The sequence below is a fragment of the Leptotrichia sp. HSP-342 genome (assembly GCF_041199995.1).
In the GTDB taxonomy this organism is placed as follows: domain Bacteria; phylum Fusobacteriota; class Fusobacteriia; order Fusobacteriales; family Leptotrichiaceae; genus Leptotrichia; species Leptotrichia mesophila.
Genome location: NZ_CP165646.1, coordinates 1,574,385 through 1,593,997 on the forward strand (window position 1 = coordinate 1,574,385; position 19,613 = coordinate 1,593,997).

Here is a 19,613-nt window from a genome sequence, read left to right on the forward strand (position 1 = left end):
TAAAAAAATGTTATTATGATTTAAGGTATGCCCATTTTTCCTTATTGAAAAATTGATGATGACTACCGTAAAATCTTTAACATGGAGGAAATTAATGAAAAAATTATTACTCATTTTAACAATGTTACTATTTATATTCAGCTGCGGAACTCCACAACCACAAAAAGACCTTGAAAGTGCATTAAAAGCTCTTCAAAGTGGAGATGAAAAGAAAATACAGGAATTATATTCCAGTTCCGAGACACTAGATAATGATGATTCTGCAAAAATTATGAGGGAAGGTTACAAAAAATTAAGCTATAAAGTAAAAAGCACAAAAGTAGAAGGCGATAAAGCAACTATAAACCTTGACATAAAATCTCCTGATTTAAGTTCTTATTTCCCTGAATTTTTACAAAAAGGAATATTAATACAAGCTGCAAATCCAGGAAAAAGCGATGAAGAAATAACAAAAATGGGCGAAGAATTTACAGTAAAATTCTTTTTAGAAAAAATAAATTCAAAAGACTTAAAATTTAGTGAAAAAAATATAGATGTCGTTCTAAAAAAAGTGAATGGAAAATGGAAAATTGACGGATAGGATGAAAAAAACAAAGGAATTCTTGAAGCTCTTACGCTAGGTTTCAACAAACTTATAGAAAGCCTAAGTAATCTTAAAAACTAAAAATTATTAAATCTTCAAAAATACTTTATTTTCAATACTTACAATACTTTTCCAAATTTTAACAATTTTACATTTACGTATATGTTGACTTTTGGCATAAAATATAGTATATTTAGTATGAGAAGAGAAAAATTTGATTATTAATAATTTTAAGGAGGATATAGAAATGTTTGAGAGAAGTTCTGGTATTTTGTTACATCCTACTTCACTTCCTGGAAAATATGGAATTGGAAGTTTAGGAAAGGAAGCATATAAATTTGTGGATTTCTTAAAAAAAGCAAATCAAAAATTATGGCAAATTTTCCCATTAGGTCCAACTGGATACGGTGATTCGCCTTATCAATGTTTTTCAACATTCGCTGGAAATCCATATCTGATTGATTTTGACTTATTAATTGAGCAAAATTTATTATCAGAGGAAGATTTGAAAGATATTAATTTTGGTGACAATAAGGAATATGTTGATTATGGTGCTATTTATAATCAAAAATATCCTTTACTAAGAAAAGCATTTGAAAATTTTAAAGCTAATGGAAACGATGATTTAAAAAGAAAATTAGAGACTTTTAAAGCTGAAAATAGCGATTGGTTAAATGATTACAGCTTGTTTATATCTTTAAAAAACCACTTTAATGGACTTCCTTGGACTGAATGGCCGCACGATATTAAAGTTAGAGAAGAAGCCGCTATTAATAAATACAGAGAGGAATTAGCTGATGAAGTTGAATACAATAACTTTATTCAATGCCTGTTTTTCGATCAATGGAATAATGTAAAAAAATATGCTAATGATAATGGAATTAAAATAATTGGAGATATACCAATCTTCGTTGCAGTAGACAGTTCTGACGCATGGGCAAATCCAGAAATTTTCCTTTTCGATCCTGAACTAAAACCCGTTAAAGTAGCTGGTGTTCCGCCTGATTATTTTAGTGCCACAGGACAGCTTTGGGGAAATCCTCTATACGACTGGGATAAATTAAAAGAGTTAAACTACAAATGGTGGGTAGACAGAGTTAGAGCTAACCTTTCTACTTGCGACATCATAAGAATTGACCATTTCAGAGGATTTGAAGCATACTGGGCAGTTCCTTATGGAGATGATACTGCAATAAATGGTCAATGGGTAAAAGGACCTGGAATTGACTTATTTAATAAAATAAAGGAAGAATTGGGAGAATTACCAATTATTGCCGAAGACTTGGGATTAATGACACAAGGTGTTATTGATTTGAGAGAAGCAACTGGATTTCCTGGAATGAAAATCTTAGGTTTTGCATTTGATTCAGAAGAAGAAAATGACTACTTGCCTCATACTTATACAAAAAACTGTGTAGTTTATACTGGAACTCACGATAATGACACATTAATCGGATGGTTTACAAAAGCAAAAGAAAAAGATAAACAATTTGCAAGAGATTATTTAAACTCACAAACTGACGATAACATCCATTGGGATGCAATAAGAGGTGCATGGAGTTCTGTTGCAAACATGGCAATCGCTCCAATTCAAGATTTCTTAGGATTAGGAAGCGAAGCTAGAATCAATACTCCTGGAGTTGCTAGCGGAAACTGGCAATGGAGATTAAAAGATGGTGTATTAACTGATGAATTAGCTGAAAAAATTGCTAAATTAACAAAAGTTTATTCAAGATAATTTGAAAACTTTTTTGAAATTATACAATTTATGATAAATAAAATAGAGAGAAATTTGAAAATATTATTCAAAAAACTCTCTATTTTTTATTACACTTATTAAAAAATTTACCTTTTTACATTATCATATTTTTGCATAAAAAGTGTTGCGACATATTCATTTTTATTGTATTTTACGCCTCCAATTTCCACTTCTCCTGCCACATCTTTTAAATCAGAATATTGATTATATTCCCAGCCATTTTTACTTGTCTGTTCCAAAATTTTAGCATTCTTTTGATATGACAGTTCGATTACTTCAGCATTACCTCTATATCTATATTTTTTTAACAGTTGTAAAATCTGAACCATAGTATTTTCTTCGTTTTGTTCTATCAAAAAAGTTAATTTATTTGGAAGAGATTTGTTCATTCTCCAAATTTCTTCTATCAACTTTTCTGCAAATTTCTTCTCATCACTTTTATATCTAAAAGTAACCATGTCTCCTAATGATAGAGCTTTTGTTAACACTCCGCTTTGCTCTACAGTTCTTGCAATAGGATTTTTGAAATTATCATCCATTACAGTTATAACCACTTTTGGCATATAAACTTTTTTCTCTTTTGAAAAAGATAAAATTCCTAGTATTAAGAATAACAATAATATTATTTTTTTCATTTCTCCTCCTTTAATTAATTATTTTTCTTTTTTATCTTTCAATTTTTTCTGAATAAATTTCACCATTAAAAATCCAGTTAATCCTCCTGCAATCATAGCAACAATTACTAATATTTCTTCCATATTATAGTTTACCTCCAAATCTTTCTAAAATCAACCATCTAATTTTTCTTCTTCTAATTTATCTTTGCTTTCAATTTTTCCTAATTTTCTAAGAAAAGCAACTATTAATCCTATTCCAGCTGCCCCTCCAATAATCGTTAAAAAATACGTTAATATAACTAAAATATCCTCTTTATTCATATTTTAGTCATTCCTTTGCTTTTAAAATTATTGTTCCAATAACTTTTTAATCCCTTCAATCAGCAAAATATGCTCCTTTTCCAGCACCCTCTTTTGCAAAATTTCAGGCGTATCATTCTCATAAACAGGCACTTTCACATTTGTTATAATTTCTCCTGTGTCTATTCCATTGTCTACAAAATGGATTGTACAGCCGCTTTCTTTTTCCTTGTTTGCGATTACAGCTTCGTGGACTTTTATTCCGTACATTCCTTTTCCACCGTATTTTGGGAGAAGTGACGGATGAATATTTATAATTTTACGATTCCATTTGTTTATGAAATTTTCTGATAAAATTGACAGATAACCTGCAAGTACGATGTAATCTGTTCTTTCTGTATCATTTTCCAAAATAGCGTTTATTTCATCTGATAAATTTTTTCCAAATAACTTTTTATCGAGCATTATACTTTTTATCCCATGTTTTTCAGCTCTTTCCAGTCCAAAGCATTCCCTATCAGCAATAACGTAGGAAATTTCACAGTTTAAGTTGTCGTTTTCAATATTGTCGATTATTGACTGTAAATTGGAGCCTGAACCTGATATAAATACTGCTATCCTCGTTTTTTTATTTCCTGTATCATTTTTTGAATTTTCAATTATTTTAGACATATTTTTTCATCACCTTTTCCAATATGTCCAATTTCATAAGCATTTTCACCATTTTGTCCTAAAATTTCAATCACTTTTTCCTTATCTTTTGCATCCACAATCAATACAAATCCTATACCCATATTAAATGTTCCCCACATTTCCTCTTCATTTACTCTTGAAAATGCATCGTGTTTAAATAATTCGTGAATTTGAATTTTTGATTTTTGTATATTTGCACAAAGTCCATCAGGTATTGTTCTTGGAACATTTTCGATTAGTCCTCCACCAGTAATGTGAGCCATTCCGTTGATTTTTACTTCCTTCATTACAGCCTGAACTGGTTTTACATAAATCTTTGTAGGAGTCAATAAATGTTCCCCAATTGTTTTTCCACTGTAAACTTCAGTAAAGTCAGTAAATAATTTTCTGATTAATGAAAAACCGTTACTGTGTGCTCCACTTGATGGAATTGCAATTAAAACATCGTTTTCCTTAACATCTGAACCATTCACAATTTGGTCCTCTTCTACCGCCCCTACTGCAAATCCTGCAATATCGTATTCTCCTAGAGTATAAAATCCTGGCATTTCAGCCGTTTCTCCACCAATTAAGGCAGCTTCTGACTGCAAACATCCTTCCACAACTCCGCTTACAATTTCAGCCGACACATTTGAATCTAATTTCCCGCAAGCTAAGTAATCTAGGAAAAATAACGGTTTCGCTCCGTGACATAAAATATCATTTATACACATTGCTACGCAGTCTATTCCTACTGTGTTGTAAATCCCTGTTTCAAATGCAACTTTTAATTTTGTCCCAACTCCATCAGTTCCAGAAACCAGCACAGGCTTTTTATAATCTCCAAGTTTGTATAAAGCTCCGAAACTTCCCAAATCATTCATAACATTGGCATTATATGTGCTTTTGGCACCATTTTTTATTTTTTCTACACTTTTATACCCTTCTTCTTTATCTACTCCCGAATCTTTATAAGAAATTGACATTTTTTCCTCCTATTATATCTTTTATTCTACAAATGTTTTAAAATTTTTGTTATATAGTAAAATTAGTTTAAAACAAAACTCAAAAATTATGACTATTTTACTCAAACCCTAAATTATATAATTTCTATCAGTTCAATTTTAAATGGGTTCGAGTATATTTTGTAGGAAAAAATTCCGTAATTTTATATTCTGCAATTTCATTTGCATTAAATGGATCTTCCAAAATTATACTTTCTACTTCTGATAAACTTTCTACATTTAACAAAATTACACCGCCCGTTCTAGGATTTTTTCTTCCTGAACAAATGAATTTTCCCATTTCATAATATTTTTCCAAAAATTTTATGTGTTCTTCTAAATGTTTTTCAACTTCACTTACTTCCTTTATATAATTCAAATTTACAATATACATTTTTTCACCTTATTTCTTTAATTCCTCTAAAGCCTCTTTTTGAATTGGTGTCAACGAATCATAAAACTCTTCTTCATAATCACCCAAGCCAGCTGGATAATCTCCATTAAAACATTCCATGCAAAGCCCTGTATACGGTGCGTCAAAATCAAGCCCTATTGACTCAATCAGCCCATCTATGCTAAGAAATGCAAGCGAATCTGCTCCTATATATTCTCTTACTTCCTCAACAGTTTTATTTGCCGAAATTAATTCAGATGATTTTGAAACATCTATTCCATAAAAAATAGGAAATTTAAATTCTGGAGATGCAATACGGACATGCACTTCCTTTGCTCCCGCTTCTTTTAACAGCTGAACTATACGGCTTGAAGTTGTCCCACGGACTATTGAGTCATCTATCATAACTACAACTTTATCTTTTACAACACTTTTTACAGCGGACAATTTCATTCTGACACCTTGTTCACGTAATTCCTGTGTTGGCTGAATAAAAGTACGCGCTACATATTGATTTTTGATTAATCCCATTTCATAAGGCTTTCCAATTTCTTCTGCATATCCACTTGCCGCTGATAATGATGAGTTAGGAACTCCAATTATAATATCTGCATGTTCAACTGGAGCTTCCTGCGCCAATCTTCTTCCACATCTTTTACGTGACTTATGAACATTTACTCCAGAAATATCTGAATCAGGACGTGCAAAATACACATATTCCATTGCCGCAATGGCAGTTGAAGTATTTTCAGTGTATTTTTCTATTCTATATCCACTTTCATCAATAATAACCACTTCTCCAGATCTTATATTTCTAATAAACTCCGCTCCAACAATTTCCAATGCACACGTTTCGCTTGCCAAAATATAAGCTCCATTTTTTGTTCTTCCTAAAATTAAAGGACGAAATTCAAATGGATCTACTGCCCCATACAATTCTGTCTGAGTTTGAATTACGAAAGAAAATCCACCTTTTACTTGACACAATGCATCTTTTAACTGGCTCAGAAAATCTTTTTCCTTGCTTCTTCTTATCAAGTGAACCAATACTTCAGTATCAGACGAAGAATGAAAAATTGCACCGTGTTCTTCTAGCTCTCTTTTTAACGTCCTTGCATTAATCAAGTTTCCATTGTGTGCCAAAGCAATGCTTCCATCAAAAAATTGAAATAAAAATGGCTGAATATTACGTCCACTGCTACTTCCAGAAGTTGCATACCGCACATGCCCTATGGCACTATTCCCTTCCAGACGGTTAAATATCCTGTCATCATTAAATACTTCTGACACTAATCCAGGACCACGATGTCCGTTTACACGTTTTCCATCACTTACCACAATTCCTGCCGCTTCCTGCCCTCTATGCTGAAGACTATGAAGCCCATAATAAGTAAGCTTTGCCGCATTAGGATGTCCATAAACTCCAAATACTCCGCATTCCTCATTCAAACTCTTAATCATTTGTAATTTTCCTCCATTTTTATTATAAACTATTCTAAATTTATAATTCTATTGATATTTTTACTATATCTCCCATTTATCTGACAACAAGTATTCGAGACTCTCTTGCTAATATATATAGTAAAACTGCTTTAAAACTAAACTCAAAAGGCTATGACTATTTTACTCAAACCCTAAATCTATATAATTTTTAGTAGTTTAATTTTAAATAGGTTTGAGTATACTTTAAAATTCCTAAAAAATTTATTTCAGCACTTCTTCCAAACGACGTAAAACTTCACGATATGCTCCCATTACATCTCCTAAATCCTGTCTAAATCTATCCTTATCCAATTTTTTAAGTGTATCCTTATCCCATAATCTCATTGAATCTGGACTTATTTCATCAGCCAGCAAAATATTCCCATCCTTATCTCTTCCAAACTCAATTTTATAATCTACCAAAATCAAGTTCATTTTATCAAATAATTTTGAAAGCAAGTCATTTATCAAAAAAGTTTGCTCCTTAATCTCAGCCAATTCTTCTTCGGTTACCAATTCCAAAGCCAAAGCATGATCATCATTCAATAGCGGATCACCTAAATCATCATTTTTATACGACAGTTCAAATGTGGGTCTTTTAAAAATTTTTCCTTCTTCCGCTCCATATCTTTTCACAAAACTTCCAGTCGCCCTATTTCTAATAATCACTTCCAAAGGCACAATTTCCACCTTTTTACAAAGTTGTTCTCTTTCATTCAAAGTTTCAATCCAGTGAGTTTTCACACCATTTTTTATCAAATATTCATAAATCAATGTAGAAATTTTATTATTCAAAATCCCTTTATCTTCCAACTGATCCTTTTTAACCCCATTAAAAGCTGTCGCATCATCTTTAAAATACATAATTATTTCATCTGCTTTATCTGTTGAAAAAATTGATTTTGCTTTTCCTTCATAAATTTGTTCTCTTTTTTCCATTTTTTATTTCCTCCTAATTTCTAATTTTTAATATATTTTCTATTTTTTCTCTAATCTTTATAAATTTTTCAAATACTAATTTTTATTCTACTAACTTAACATTTTCTTATTTTAACCAAATTTATAATTCTATTTTTTTCTCATTATCTGCAATAAACTTAGCTTTCATTTCTTTTCTGAAATTAATCAGTTTTTCCTTAATTTCAGGATATTTCACTGCTAAAATCTGTACAGCCAGCATCCCCGCATTATACGAATTATCAATTCCAACTGTTGCCACAGGAATAGATTTTGGCATCTGTACAATTGAATAAAGTGCATCAAGCCCTCCAATCGCTCCATTTAAAGGTACGCCTACAACAGGAAGAATTGTCTTTGAAGCAATAACTCCAGGTAAATGTGCCGCAAGCCCAGCTCCAGCGATAATCACTTCTGCACCTCTTTTTTCAACATCAGCCAAAACTTCTTCCAATTTTTCAGGAACTCTGTGAGCAGACAACACATAAGCCTCAAACTCAATCCCAAATTCTCTCAAACAATTTGCTGCACCTCTCATTTTGTCAGTATCTGACTGACTTCCAAAAAATATTGCTACTTTCATTTTATAAATCTCCCTTCATTTCTTCTTTACTTATTTTTACTTATCTATATAAAAATCAGCTTTCTTTTTATTTGAATCACTATCTGCTTCTTGCAAGTTGTTTTCTTATAACTTGTTCTATTTCGTTATTTCTTTTCATAAGAAGTATTCCAATTGCATTTATATCTGTATATTTCTTATTTTCCATATCAGACATTATTTGATTAATTAATTCTAAATTTGATTTATTTTCTTTTTTAGCCAAAAGATATATTTCTTTGTTTATTATTGTTTTGGAGTTTATAAATTCATACTCCTTATTTTCCATCGTATCTGATAATTTTTTTATTTCTGATTGAATTTTTTTCAAATCTTGTAAATATTTTTCGCTGTCTTTTTCTTCAACTGGAACTTCAAATGTCTCTTCTGCATTATAAATTTCATTCCAATCGTACAATTTATAACAAAATATATCAATCAATAAACTTTCTTTAAACAAATCGCCTATTGGTGTATTATTTCCATATTGCTGATCTGCATAAAAAACAGCCGTTTTTTTTAGTAAATATTTTAATTTAAAAATAAATATTTTGTTTAATTCCCTATATTTTTCCTTACGTTGTTTAATACTTTCTAAATATTCAGAATTTAAAGTTTTTCCCTTTGCAAAATTGTCCTTTTTATAATCTCCTGATTGATAATAATTTTTCAAGTTATCTGCTTTTAACTTCCAAATTTTTAATGATTCAATCCAATTTCCTGTTAATTTACTAAACAATTTATCTTTTTTATTTTCTTTTTCCATTGCCTGAATTATACTGTCAAAATCTGAAAAATTTTTTTCTGATGCCATTTTCAAAAAGTCATTTATTTGCTTTTCATCAGGTTTTAGAAAATTATTATTATCATCTAAAAATATCTTTTTATAATCATAAAAAAAATCTTTTTCATAAAAATACATGCTTATTTTAACAACATTGTTATCATAACGAGGCATATTTTCAGCAATTTCTCTTAATTCTTCTTTCCAATTCTTAGGTATATGTTCAAAATCCAGCATTTCATCAAGTGAGATTTCACGTAGAACATCCTGATTATTCACATTTTCAACCTTTTTATTTTGAGTATTTGTCGACTTTTCTTCTTTCTTTTGGCAATTTAACAAAACTAACGACAGCAAAATGGCTAAAAACAGAAATTTATTTATTTTTTTCACACCAAACTCCCTTTACAAAAAACTAAAATTATTTAAGTTATACTCGAACCCATTTAAAATTAAGCTATTAAAAATTAGACATTAAGGTTTGAGTAAATAGTCATAGCCTTTGAGTTCTGTTTTAAAACAGTTTTACTATGCAAAGATAGAATCAATATTAATTCAAGATTCTATCTCCGTAACATAATTTTTTCTATTTAAAAAATTTTATTCCATTTCTAAAAATATTCTGCTCCTTATTCCCATAAATATTTTTATAAACATTCTTTCCTTTTCTTTCAGAATGTCCCATTTTCCCAAAAATTCTACCATTATGAGCAAGCATTCCTTCAATTGCATAATATGAACCGTTTGGATTAAATTGAGAATCCATAGTTGAGTTTCCATCTAAACCTACATATTTTGTTGCAATTTGATTATTTTTGAATAATTTTTTGTATTCTTCCTCTGTAATAATTATTCTTCCTTCACCGTGAGAAATTGCGACAGAGTGAATATCTCCCTCTTCCATATCAGAAAGCCATGGAGAGTTATTTGTAATAATTTTTGTCTGCACAATTTTTGACATATGTTTATCAATTGCGTTAAAGGTCAAAGTTGGTGAAGTTTCGTTCAATTCACGAATTTCCCCGTAAGGAAGTAATCCTGATTTTATAAGTGCCTGAAAACCATTACAAATTCCTAAGATTAATCCATCTCTTTTTAGTAAATTTTCCACAGCTTCTTTAACTTTTTTATTTTTTAGGACAGCAACCATGAATTTAGCAGAGCCATCTGGCTCATCTCCTGCACTAAATCCTCCAGGAAGCATTAAAATCTGAGAATTATTAATTTCCTTAACAAAATTGTCTATTGAATCTAAAATATTTCTATGAGACAAGTTGTTAAACACTCCTATTTTAGAAATTCCTCCTTCACGGTTAAATGCTCTTTCCAAATCATATTCTGAATTTGTTCCTGGAAATACTGGTATAAACACTCTAGGTTTTGCATAAGTGTTTGAGATATTACTAATTATATTTTCATGCTCAATCTTAGCAAGTTTTTCATATTTTAAGCCTTCACAATGTGCAATTTCATGCTCTTTTGACACTTCTTTTTTTGTTGGGAAGATTTTTTCAAGTTTGCTTTCCCAATTTCCGATTAACTCATCTAATTCAAAAGTTATTCCATTTATACTAATTTTGGCTTCATCAGTCACTTTTCCGAGCAACATCGCATTTTTATGCTCAATATTTTCAGCAGTTTCCACAATAAATGCTCCGTAATTTACTTTAAACCAGTCATTTTCATCAATTTGTACCGAAACATCCACACCCAGTTTATTTCCAAATGCCATTTTTGCAATACTTTCTGCAATTCCACCATTTTTCACAGCCATAGCAGATACAATTTTTTTATTTCTTATATTTTCAGTTATAAAATCAAAGTTTGCCTTTAATTCATCAAGTTTTGGCAAGTCATTTTCATCATTTGGCGTTGTAATTAAGTACACATTATTTCCAGCCTTTTTAAATTCGCTAGAAATTACATTTTCGGCATCTGTAACGCTTACTGCAAATGATACCAATGTTGGCGGTACAGAAATTTCATTAAATGTTCCGCTCATTGAGTCTTTTCCACCAATTGACGGCAATCCAAAGGCTTTTTGAATGTGCAATGCTCCTAATAATGCTGATAATGGTTTACCCCATTTTTTAGAATCCTGCCCCAGTCTTTCAAAATATTCCTGGAATGTAAATCTAATGTTTTTGTAGTTTCCTCCACCAGTGACAACTTTTGCCATTGACTCAATTACAGCGTAAGCACCGCCGTGGAATGTACTTTGTTTTGCAACATAAGGATTATATCCATACCCAACCATTGAAGCAACGTCTGTTTCTGCATTAATTACCGACACTTTCTGTACCGAAACTTCCGCAGGTGTCAACTGATATTTCCCACCAAACGACATTAATACAGTAGTTGCTCCAATCGTTGCGTCAAAAGTTTCAACTAACCCTCTTTGTGAAGCGACATTCAAGTCTTTCAGGTTATTTATAAATTTGCTTCTAAAGTCATTTCCTTCAATTTCTCTGTTTAAATTCAATTTTGGCGTATTTTCAATTGTAATATTGATATTTGAAGCAGCTCCGTTTGTATTTAGGAAATCTCTTGAAATATCAACAATTGCTTTTCCGTTGTATTTCATAACAAGCCTGTTAGAATCATTAATTTCGGCTACTTGATACGCTTCCAGATTTTCTTCGTTTGCAAATTCTATAAATTTATCCAAGTTTTGTTTTTCAATAACAACAGCCATTCTCTCCTGCGACTCTGAAATAGCAAGTTCCGTACCATTTAGCCCGATATATTTCACTCTTACTTTATTCAAGTCAATTTCAAGCCCGTCAGCAAGCTCTCCGATTGCGACTGAAACTCCTCCAGCTCCAAAGTCATTACATTTCTTAATTAATTTTGTAACATTTCTGTTTCTGAAAAGTCTTTGAATTTTTCTTTCAACAATCGCATTTCCTTTTTGTACTTCAGCACTTGATTTTTCTGAAGATTCTGTTGTATGCTCCTTAGACGATCCAGTCGCTCCTCCAATTCCGTCTCTTCCAGTTCTTCCACCAAGTAAAATTACAATATCCCCATTTTCAGGCTTTTCACGAATAATATTTTCAGCAGGTGCCGCTCCCACGACAAGTCCTAGTTCCATTCTTTTAGCCTTATATCCTTCATCGTAAATTTCATTCACATGAGTTGTCGCAAGTCCGATTTGATTTCCATAAGAAGAGAATCCATGTGCAGCTACTTGTGTAATAACCTTTTGCGGCAATTTTCCAGCCATTGTATCCTCAATTTTTTCAGTCGGATCAGCAGAACCACTAATTCTCACAGCCTGATAAACATAAGTTCTTCCAGATAACGGATCACGGATTGCTCCACCAATACAAGTAGAAGCTCCTCCAAACGGCTCAATTTCTGTCGGATGATTATGAGTTTCATTCTTAAACTGCAAAATCCATTTTTCAGTAACTGTATTCTTTTTCCCATTTTCATCAATTCTTTCAATTGGCACATCAATATAGATCGAACACGCATTTATCTCATCCGAAACTTCCAAATCTGGCAAATTCCCATTTTTTCTCTGCTCTTTTCCAAAAATTGTAGCAAGATCCATAAGAGTCATAGGCTTTTTAGAAATTCTGTCAGCATGAACGTACTCCCTGCTTTCCAAATATTCATTAATAGCCTTTTCAATAATATTCTTATAAGTCTCATTTTCAATTTTTATATCGTCAATAATTGTTTCAAAAGTTGTGTGTCGGCAGTGATCGCTCCAGTAAGTATCAAGAACACGAATCTCAGTTTCCGTAGGATTTCTTTTTTCTTCATTTTTAAAATATTCCTGAATAAACAGTAAGTCATTCACAGTCATTGCTAATTCCAATTCATTTTTAAGACTCTCGATTTCCTCTTTTGTTTTTTCAGTAAATCCTTCATAAACAATAACATCATCCGTATTTTCAGTTTCAACATTTTCACTTAAAACATTTAAATCTTTTTCCCTCGCCTCAACCTCATTTATATAATATTTTTTTATTCTTGCAAGTTCATCAGGAGAAATTTTTCCGTATAAAATTATCAATTTCCCGCTTTTTACGTTAATATTATTGTCTTCATCAATCAATAAATTTATACATTGAATTGCAGAATCCGCTCTCTGATCATATTGCCCCGGTAAAAACTCTACTGAAAAATATACATTTTCCGAATCTTTTTCCTTAAATACTTCATCAAATGATCTAAAAACATTGTCAACATTTATTTCCGAAAACACCGTTTTTTCCAATTTTTCCAAATCATTTTCACCCAAGTTAAACACATCATAAATATTTAAAACTCTTACATCAACAAGCCCATCTATCCCGATATTCTCCTTCAAGTCACTAAACAAATTCTGTGCTTCCACTCTAAAATCTTCTTTTTTTTCCACAAAGATTCTATAATTCATTTTTTTCTCTCCTTCTTTCTGCTATATTTTTTTATTTATATTAACTAATTTAATACTATTTCCCATTTAAATAGCAAATATTTAATAAATTTTAAATTAAATATGTTTAGCAAGAGATTTAAACTTCTTGTCCTTAACATAGTTTTTATTTTCTAACAGGATTTAGTATTAGATTATTTTGTTTAATAACAGTCTTTTCTATTTTTATTATGTTTTTTCTTTATTTTTCGCAAGATTGCTCATTGCCGCAAATCCTTATCTTGCAGTAAAGGTTTATCCTGATAATTAAAATTATGGCAAGATTGCTACGCAATACCTATGGCTAGACTACGACTTTTATTTGCCCAACTTCGAAACTCCTCCTTATCAGTCGTCAAACAGTCGTAGTTGAACAAATAAAATCTCCGTTAGTTTATCAATTCTTTAAAAATACTAGGTTTTTATCCTTTACGAAAAAATTTTTAATATTTAAACGAGATTTAGTTTTAATCATCACAGTTATTATAATAAATCAAAATATCGTAATTTTTTGGAAATAAAAATTATTATCTAAGCGAAGCGAATTTCAATTTTGTTTTCAAAAAATACTTAGACAAGCTGGGATTAGTGCGTAGCACTTTCGTCTATATCTAAAAATATTATAATTTGAAGAAATTAAAATAACTAGTATTGTGAAATAAAAGGAGATGATGACTGTTCCCTTTTACACTAAAAAAGAAAAAAACAAAAAAAATCTAAGTAAACAAAATTCACCTAGATTTATGATATAAATTTATATATTTATTTTTTTTGCATTTTATACATAACAAAGCAGACAATTTTACAATTTGTCTTGTGAAAAATATCCTCATTGCTCTCGTGACAAAAAAAATCTTTTTCATCTTTCCTCCACAAAAAATTTAACTTTACATCCTAATAATAAAAATAATCTACTAAAAAATTTCATATTTGTAAAATTTCCCACCTAATAAAAGTATAACAAAATTTTACTATTTTTTCAATACCTAAAAAATTATTTCCAGCACTCATCTTTAAACTCAGACTTTTTCATTCCTGAAACATATTTATTCCCTGCCACAAAATATCGTAATTCCTTTTCTGTCCAGATTCCTTTATTTGGAATACCAATTCTTGCTGAACTCTCAATATTTTTAGGTATTTTACTATTCTCAAAATCAATATAAAGTATATTTTCTTGCATATTTTCAATATCATAAATTGATTTTTTTGATACTTTATGAAATTTTTTTGTAATTTCACAAATCTTACTTTTGTTGAACATATCTCCGATTCCCATCGCCTTTGTCAATTTTCCAGGCCCATTGCTAATTAAAATCCCCTCTTTTCCTCTATTTTCAATCATTCTTTCAATATTTATCACAGGCTCAATTCCCCTAATTAATACTGCCTGCGGATTTCCTTCTTCACAGCTGACAATATTAAGCATTTTATGTGTGTGCATAGTATAAATATAAACTGTTCCCGCTTTCCCAAACAAGGCCTCAACCTTTGGAGTCAATTTTCCCTCAAATCCGTGACAAGCCCTATCCACTACTCCCAAATAAGCTTCCGTTTCTACAATGTATCCCCCCAGTAATTCATTATTCTTTTTTACGAGTATTAATTTTCCAAGTAAATTTTTTGCAAGCGAAACTGTATCCTGTTCAAAAAATTGTTTCATATTGTGTACACTATTAATTTTTTTCATTTTTTCACCTTATGTTTTTTAACTTTTAGATTAATAAAATTTTATAACATTCTTTTTAAGATTTCAACAAATAATTTTAATTATTTTATTTTATCTATTGACATTTAGTTTTTTCAAGGTACAATATTATTGACATAGATGAAAGGATGTGATGATTTATGAAAATCATTATTAGCGGAAAACAACTTAAAATTACAGATGCAATTAAAACTTATACTGAAGAAAAAATAAGCAGAATTTCTAAGTATTCGGATGCTATCACAGAAGTCGATGTTGTTCTGACAGTCGAAGACACAAAATCTGAAGGGCCAATTCACAAAGCTGACGGATTAGTTTATGCAAGCGGTACAAAAATAAAAATAGAAGCTGAAAACAAAGATTTGTATGCAGCAATTGATGACTTAGCTGACAGACTAGAAAGACAAGTCAGAAAATATAAAGAAAAACAAAAAGATTATAATAAAAAAGGTTCTCATTAATTATAATTTAAAAAAAATATTTTAAAAGTAAAAAAGTGTGATATATAAAAAAAGACTATTTTAGAACTTCCGAAGTTTTAGATTAGTCTTTTTTATATATTTTTGAATTTATCATAATACATTATATACTCAAATCTATTTTAAATTAAACTGCTAAAATTATATAAATTTATGGTTTGAGTAAAATAGTCATAGCTTTTGAGTTTAGTTTTAAATAAGTTTTACTATATAATCTATGTTATAAAAAAGAATTTATTTTCTACTTGTGGAAAACCTGTAACTTTTTGATAATATTTATAAAAAATAATGAATGTGTCCAATATATTAGAAGTATACTTTCATTCTTCTGTGTTTCAATTTTGGTAACCCATTCTCATATTAACCATTTTTAGCGATATTAATTTTTTAAAAAATCATTCTCATATTATACCAAATCGCATTTCCATGCGTTGACTCCGACAATCCTTCATTCACAAAACCAATTTTTTCATAAAATGAAACAAGTTTATCTTTACAAGTCAAAACAATGCCTTTCCTACCATCTTTTTTCGTATCTTCTACAACTCTTCTCAAAACTTTTTCAGCGTAATCTTTCCTTCTAAATTTTGGAAGCGTATTCACTCCAAAAATCATTTGCCAATCGCCATTTTTATTATGTAAATCAGGATTTTCAAACATCTCATCTGTAAGAATCTCATTGTCTGTAGCCATCCCGTTTACAAATGAAACAATTTCCCCAGCCTCATTTTCCAAAATCCAAAAAAAATCTGGATAAACTTCCAATCTCCTACAAAAAATTTCTTCAGTTGCCGCTTCTGCTACAGGAAAACATTCCCGCTCAATTCTCGACAATTCTTTCAAATCATTAATTGTAGCTTTTCTAATTTTCATCTTTTGTATTTAATCCTTCCTTTTTTGTTTAAATATGAATTTTGTATATATTTATTATTTTTAAAAAGTTTACAAAAATAGTTTTTTCTACTTTCATAGATTATATAATATTTATGTTTACAAAATTTTTTTCAATTCACAAAATAATTTTTTATATAATTTCTCTTTTAATTTTTAACATCTACAATTATCTCTAATCAAAAATCACTTTCCAATTATCTTTATCTTTATTAGCCTCAAAACACATTCGTATCTGCTCAGCAGTAGTTTTATTAGTTGCAAGCTCTGGCAATTCATCAATTCCAAAATATTGGCTGTCAATCGTTTCTATATTTTTCTCAAATTTTCCGCTAACATATTTACATAACACAAAAATTTTTGTTATGCCATAAGGCATTGCTTTTCCTTGATTTTTTGTTACATCCAGTAAAGCTACAATCATTTCTGCACTTGCTTCAATTCCAGCTTCCTCCTTAACTTCCTTTAATACATTTTCCTTAACTGAAAGATATACATCTGCCCATCCGCCTGGCAATGCCCATTTTCCATTGCTCTCCTGAATTAATAAAATCTTATTATTTTCAAAAATTGCAGCTCTAGTATCAATTTTAGGTGTCTGATATCCAACTTCATTACAAAACAGACTTTTTACTTTTTCTACTGAAATATCAGTCTTATGAGCTACCATCTCTGCTGAAATCTCTCTAATTCTCTCAAATCGCTCAATATCAAACTTATCCTTTCCATACGCAAGTCCCGCCTGAGCCAGACTTTGTAATTCAATTGCCCAATTTAGCCATTTTTCTTCTTCCGATTTTTTTCCATCTTTCATCAATCATCACCTCCACAAAAACTCTACTCCTCAACATCGACTTTTATTACTTCTCTCATAAACATCAAATATACAAACAAAACTAAAAAAACAACACTAAAAATTGTTCTCAAAAGTGAAAGTTTTGGAAAAACAAAATTATTTATTATTAATTGAAGTATTACCATCATTATCGGTAAACTAACATCTATCCTTACAGAAACCTTCGCATCTTTCCCCGCTACCTTAATTTTCTTCACAACCTTTTTAAGTCCAGTCCTAAATATTGTAACTTCATGCTCTCCTTTTGGAACCTGAACTTCCAAATATTTTTTTCTAAATTCTATCGGATTTCCACCATCTATTTTTACTCTGTAACCAGTTGTTCCGTTTTTATCAGCATTTTTTTCTTTTATATTTAGGTTGTTTATTATTAATTTTGGCATTTATTTACCCTTTCTTTTAAATTTATCGCATAATCAACTGCAAGCCATGTTTGAACTTCATTTTCTAAATTTACATTTTCTAGAAAAGAAACTCCAAAACTAAAAATTTGATTCCTTGTTTTTTCAAAAATTACAATTTCAATTCCATTTTCCAAATACTCAATATCAAAATCATTATTATTCCCATCAGATTCTGCCATAGACAATCCAGAAGTTGTCCCTATCGTCAATTTCTCATTATTAATTTCAAAAGAAATTGCTTCCAGTCTCTCTCCACTTTCAACGTAACTTTTACATTCAAAATCTGTTTCTAAAATACATTTTAAAAAATGTTTGTTTATTTTATCTACTTTTTCCTTTTTAAATTCATACTTCAATGAATATGTTTCAGTTTTCAAAAAAGATTTAGAATTTTGAATTTTAGAAAAATTAAACTCAACTTCTTTTTTATCCAAAAACATTCGTATATTTCCAAAAGGTGTTTTTAACATTATTTTCTCATTTCATCTAATTTTTAACCTCAATTAACCCATATTTATCTATTTTTAGTCTTCCAAAATTTCTTTTGCAAAACTTCCTTCTTTTTCAGTTCCCAATAAAATTTCCTCAACAGTTGCCGCAATATCAGCAAAAGTTTTTCTTGTTCCAATATTTACATTCTTTTTAACATTTTTACCACAAATCATTATAGGTATATATTCTCTCGTATGATCTGTTCCTTTGAATGTAGGGTCATTTCCATGATCAGCTGTGATAATCAGAATTTCATCATCTTTCAAATTTTTTTGGATTTCAGGAAGCCAGTTATCAAATTCGATTAGAGCCTTTACATACCCTTCAACATTTCTTCTATGTCCGTAAACAGCATCAAAATCAACTAAATTAGTGAAAATCAATCCTTTTGTATCTTCCTTCAATGCAGCTATTGTTTTTTTTATTCCATCCAGATTGTCCTGATTAGCTTTTCTGTTATCTGTAATTCCTTTTCCATTGAACAAATCGCTCGTTTTTCCAATCCCAACTACATCAAGTCCAGCTTTTTCCAATCTTTCAAGCATGCTTTCTTTTGGAGGATCAATAGAGAAGTCGTGTCTGTTTGCAGTTCTTTTAAATTCTCCTACTTTTTTACCAACATAAGGTCTTGCAATTACCCTTGCCACAGGTGATTTCTCATTACAAATTTCAAGTGCAATTTCACACGCTTTGTAAAGCTCTTCCAATGGTATAATTTCTTCATTTGCAGCAATCTGGAATACAGGATCTGCTGAACCGTAAACTATCCAGTTACCTGTTTTTATCTGCTCCTCTCCATATTGATCAATTGCGACAGTTCCTGAAAGTGGTCTGTTTAACATAACTTTTCTTCCTGTTTTTTCTTCAAATTCCTTTATAACTTCATCTGAAAATCCATTTTGGTAGTTTGGAAATGGACGTTCTAGCGGTACACCAGCAATTTCCCAGTGTCCAGTTGTAGAATCTTTTCCATGTGATACTTCAATCGCTCTTCCATAAGCCCCTTCAGCTTTCTCCACAGCTGGAGTCCCTTCAATCTCAGTAATATTTCCAAGCCCCAATTTCCCCATATTAGGCAAACTCATTCCTCCATAAGCTTTCGCCATATTTCTTAAAGTATTTGACCCGCAGTCGTCGAATAAATTTGCATCAGGCAATTCTCCTGCTCCGACACTGTCTAGTACAATTAATGTAATTCTTTCTATTTTTTTCATTTTTT

General features: G+C 30.4%; 19 protein-coding genes. 3 read left to right on the forward strand and 16 right to left on the reverse strand.

The annotated features are described in order from the left end of the window. The first annotated feature begins 94 nt into the window (after positions 1-94). Positions 95-580: a DUF5105 domain-containing protein gene (locus AB8B23_RS08040; protein ID WP_369712314.1), complete on the forward strand. Its 486-nt coding sequence runs from the start codon at positions 95-97 to the stop codon at positions 578-580. 244 nt (positions 581-824) lie between these two features. Then, positions 825-2,321 (forward strand): 4-alpha-glucanotransferase, encoded by a 1,497-nt coding sequence (gene malQ / locus AB8B23_RS08045; protein WP_369713920.1) that lies wholly within the window; start codon positions 825-827, stop codon positions 2,319-2,321. Between the two features lie 107 nt (positions 2,322-2,428). Here the strand turns inward: malQ and AB8B23_RS08050 are convergent, their stop codons facing one another. From AB8B23_RS08050 to AB8B23_RS08100, 11 genes are all read right to left on the reverse strand, one after another. After that, positions 2,429-2,977 (reverse strand): hypothetical protein, encoded by a 549-nt coding sequence (locus AB8B23_RS08050; protein ID WP_369712315.1) that lies wholly within the window; start codon positions 2,975-2,977, stop codon positions 2,429-2,431. A 153-nt stretch (positions 2,978-3,130) separates the two neighbouring features. Further along, complete coding sequence (locus AB8B23_RS08055; RefSeq protein WP_369712316.1) at positions 3,131-3,280, reverse strand: hypothetical protein; 150 nt, start codon at positions 3,278-3,280, stop codon at positions 3,131-3,133. 27 nt (positions 3,281-3,307) lie between these two features. Beyond that, positions 3,308-3,931 (reverse strand): phosphoribosylglycinamide formyltransferase, encoded by a 624-nt coding sequence (gene purN / locus AB8B23_RS08060; protein WP_369712317.1) that lies wholly within the window; start codon positions 3,929-3,931, stop codon positions 3,308-3,310. Next, positions 3,919-4,917, reverse strand: a complete 999-nt coding sequence (gene purM / locus AB8B23_RS08065) for a phosphoribosylformylglycinamidine cyclo-ligase (protein ID WP_369712318.1) — start codon at positions 4,915-4,917, stop codon at positions 3,919-3,921. Before purM ends, purN begins: the two co-directional genes overlap by 13 nt. Positions 4,918-5,044: 127 nt before the next feature. After that, positions 5,045-5,329, reverse strand: coding sequence for a YciI family protein (locus AB8B23_RS08070; RefSeq protein ID WP_369712319.1), 285 nt, complete (start codon positions 5,327-5,329; stop codon positions 5,045-5,047). A gap of 9 nt (positions 5,330-5,338) precedes the next feature. Continuing rightward, positions 5,339-6,790, reverse strand: a complete 1,452-nt coding sequence (purF, locus tag AB8B23_RS08075) for an amidophosphoribosyltransferase (RefSeq protein ID WP_369712320.1) — start codon at positions 6,788-6,790, stop codon at positions 5,339-5,341. A gap of 243 nt (positions 6,791-7,033) precedes the next feature. Continuing rightward, positions 7,034-7,750 carry a phosphoribosylaminoimidazolesuccinocarboxamide synthase gene (purC, locus tag AB8B23_RS08080; protein ID WP_369712321.1) on the reverse strand — a complete coding sequence of 239 codons (717 nt, stop codon included), beginning with the start codon at positions 7,748-7,750 and terminating at the stop codon, positions 7,034-7,036. Positions 7,751-7,871: 121 nt separating this feature from the next. Further along, on the reverse strand, positions 7,872-8,351 hold the full coding sequence (purE, locus tag AB8B23_RS08085; RefSeq protein ID WP_369712322.1) for a 5-(carboxyamino)imidazole ribonucleotide mutase: 480 nt from the start codon (positions 8,349-8,351) through the stop codon (positions 7,872-7,874). Between the two features lie 79 nt (positions 8,352-8,430). After that, positions 8,431-9,546 carry a hypothetical protein gene (locus tag AB8B23_RS08090; protein WP_369712323.1) on the reverse strand — a complete coding sequence of 372 codons (1,116 nt, stop codon included), beginning with the start codon at positions 9,544-9,546 and terminating at the stop codon, positions 8,431-8,433. Positions 9,547-9,739: 193 nt separating this feature from the next. Beyond that, positions 9,740-13,546, reverse strand: coding sequence for a phosphoribosylformylglycinamidine synthase (locus AB8B23_RS08095; protein ID WP_369712324.1), 3,807 nt, complete (start codon positions 13,544-13,546; stop codon positions 9,740-9,742). 1,012 nt (positions 13,547-14,558) lie between these two features. Next, positions 14,559-15,254: a DNA-3-methyladenine glycosylase gene (locus tag AB8B23_RS08100; RefSeq protein WP_369712325.1), complete on the reverse strand. Its 696-nt coding sequence runs from the start codon at positions 15,252-15,254 to the stop codon at positions 14,559-14,561. A gap of 158 nt (positions 15,255-15,412) precedes the next feature. Between AB8B23_RS08100 and hpf the strand changes: the two genes are divergently transcribed. Further along, positions 15,413-15,733: a ribosome hibernation-promoting factor, HPF/YfiA family gene (hpf, locus tag AB8B23_RS08105; protein ID WP_021743168.1), complete on the forward strand. Its 321-nt coding sequence runs from the start codon at positions 15,413-15,415 to the stop codon at positions 15,731-15,733. Between the two features lie 405 nt (positions 15,734-16,138). Here the strand turns inward: hpf and AB8B23_RS08110 are convergent, their stop codons facing one another. The 5 genes from AB8B23_RS08110 to AB8B23_RS08130 form a co-directional block, all read right to left on the reverse strand. Continuing rightward, positions 16,139-16,624: a GNAT family N-acetyltransferase gene (locus AB8B23_RS08110; RefSeq protein WP_369712326.1), complete on the reverse strand. Its 486-nt coding sequence runs from the start codon at positions 16,622-16,624 to the stop codon at positions 16,139-16,141. A gap of 193 nt (positions 16,625-16,817) precedes the next feature. Then, positions 16,818-17,456: an NUDIX hydrolase N-terminal domain-containing protein gene (locus AB8B23_RS08115; RefSeq protein ID WP_369712327.1), complete on the reverse strand. Its 639-nt coding sequence runs from the start codon at positions 17,454-17,456 to the stop codon at positions 16,818-16,820. 23 nt (positions 17,457-17,479) lie between these two features. Then, complete coding sequence (locus AB8B23_RS08120; RefSeq protein ID WP_369712328.1) at positions 17,480-17,881, reverse strand: hypothetical protein; 402 nt, start codon at positions 17,879-17,881, stop codon at positions 17,480-17,482. Further along, on the reverse strand, positions 17,869-18,372 hold the full coding sequence (locus AB8B23_RS08125) for a hypothetical protein (protein WP_369712329.1): 504 nt from the start codon (positions 18,370-18,372) through the stop codon (positions 17,869-17,871). The genes AB8B23_RS08120 and AB8B23_RS08125 overlap by 13 nt, the downstream gene beginning before the upstream one ends. A 54-nt stretch (positions 18,373-18,426) precedes the next feature. Beyond that, entirely contained in the window at positions 18,427-19,608 is a 1,182-nt protein-coding gene (locus AB8B23_RS08130; protein WP_369712330.1) for a phosphopentomutase, read from the reverse strand. Positions 19,609-19,613: the final 5 nt, after the last annotated feature.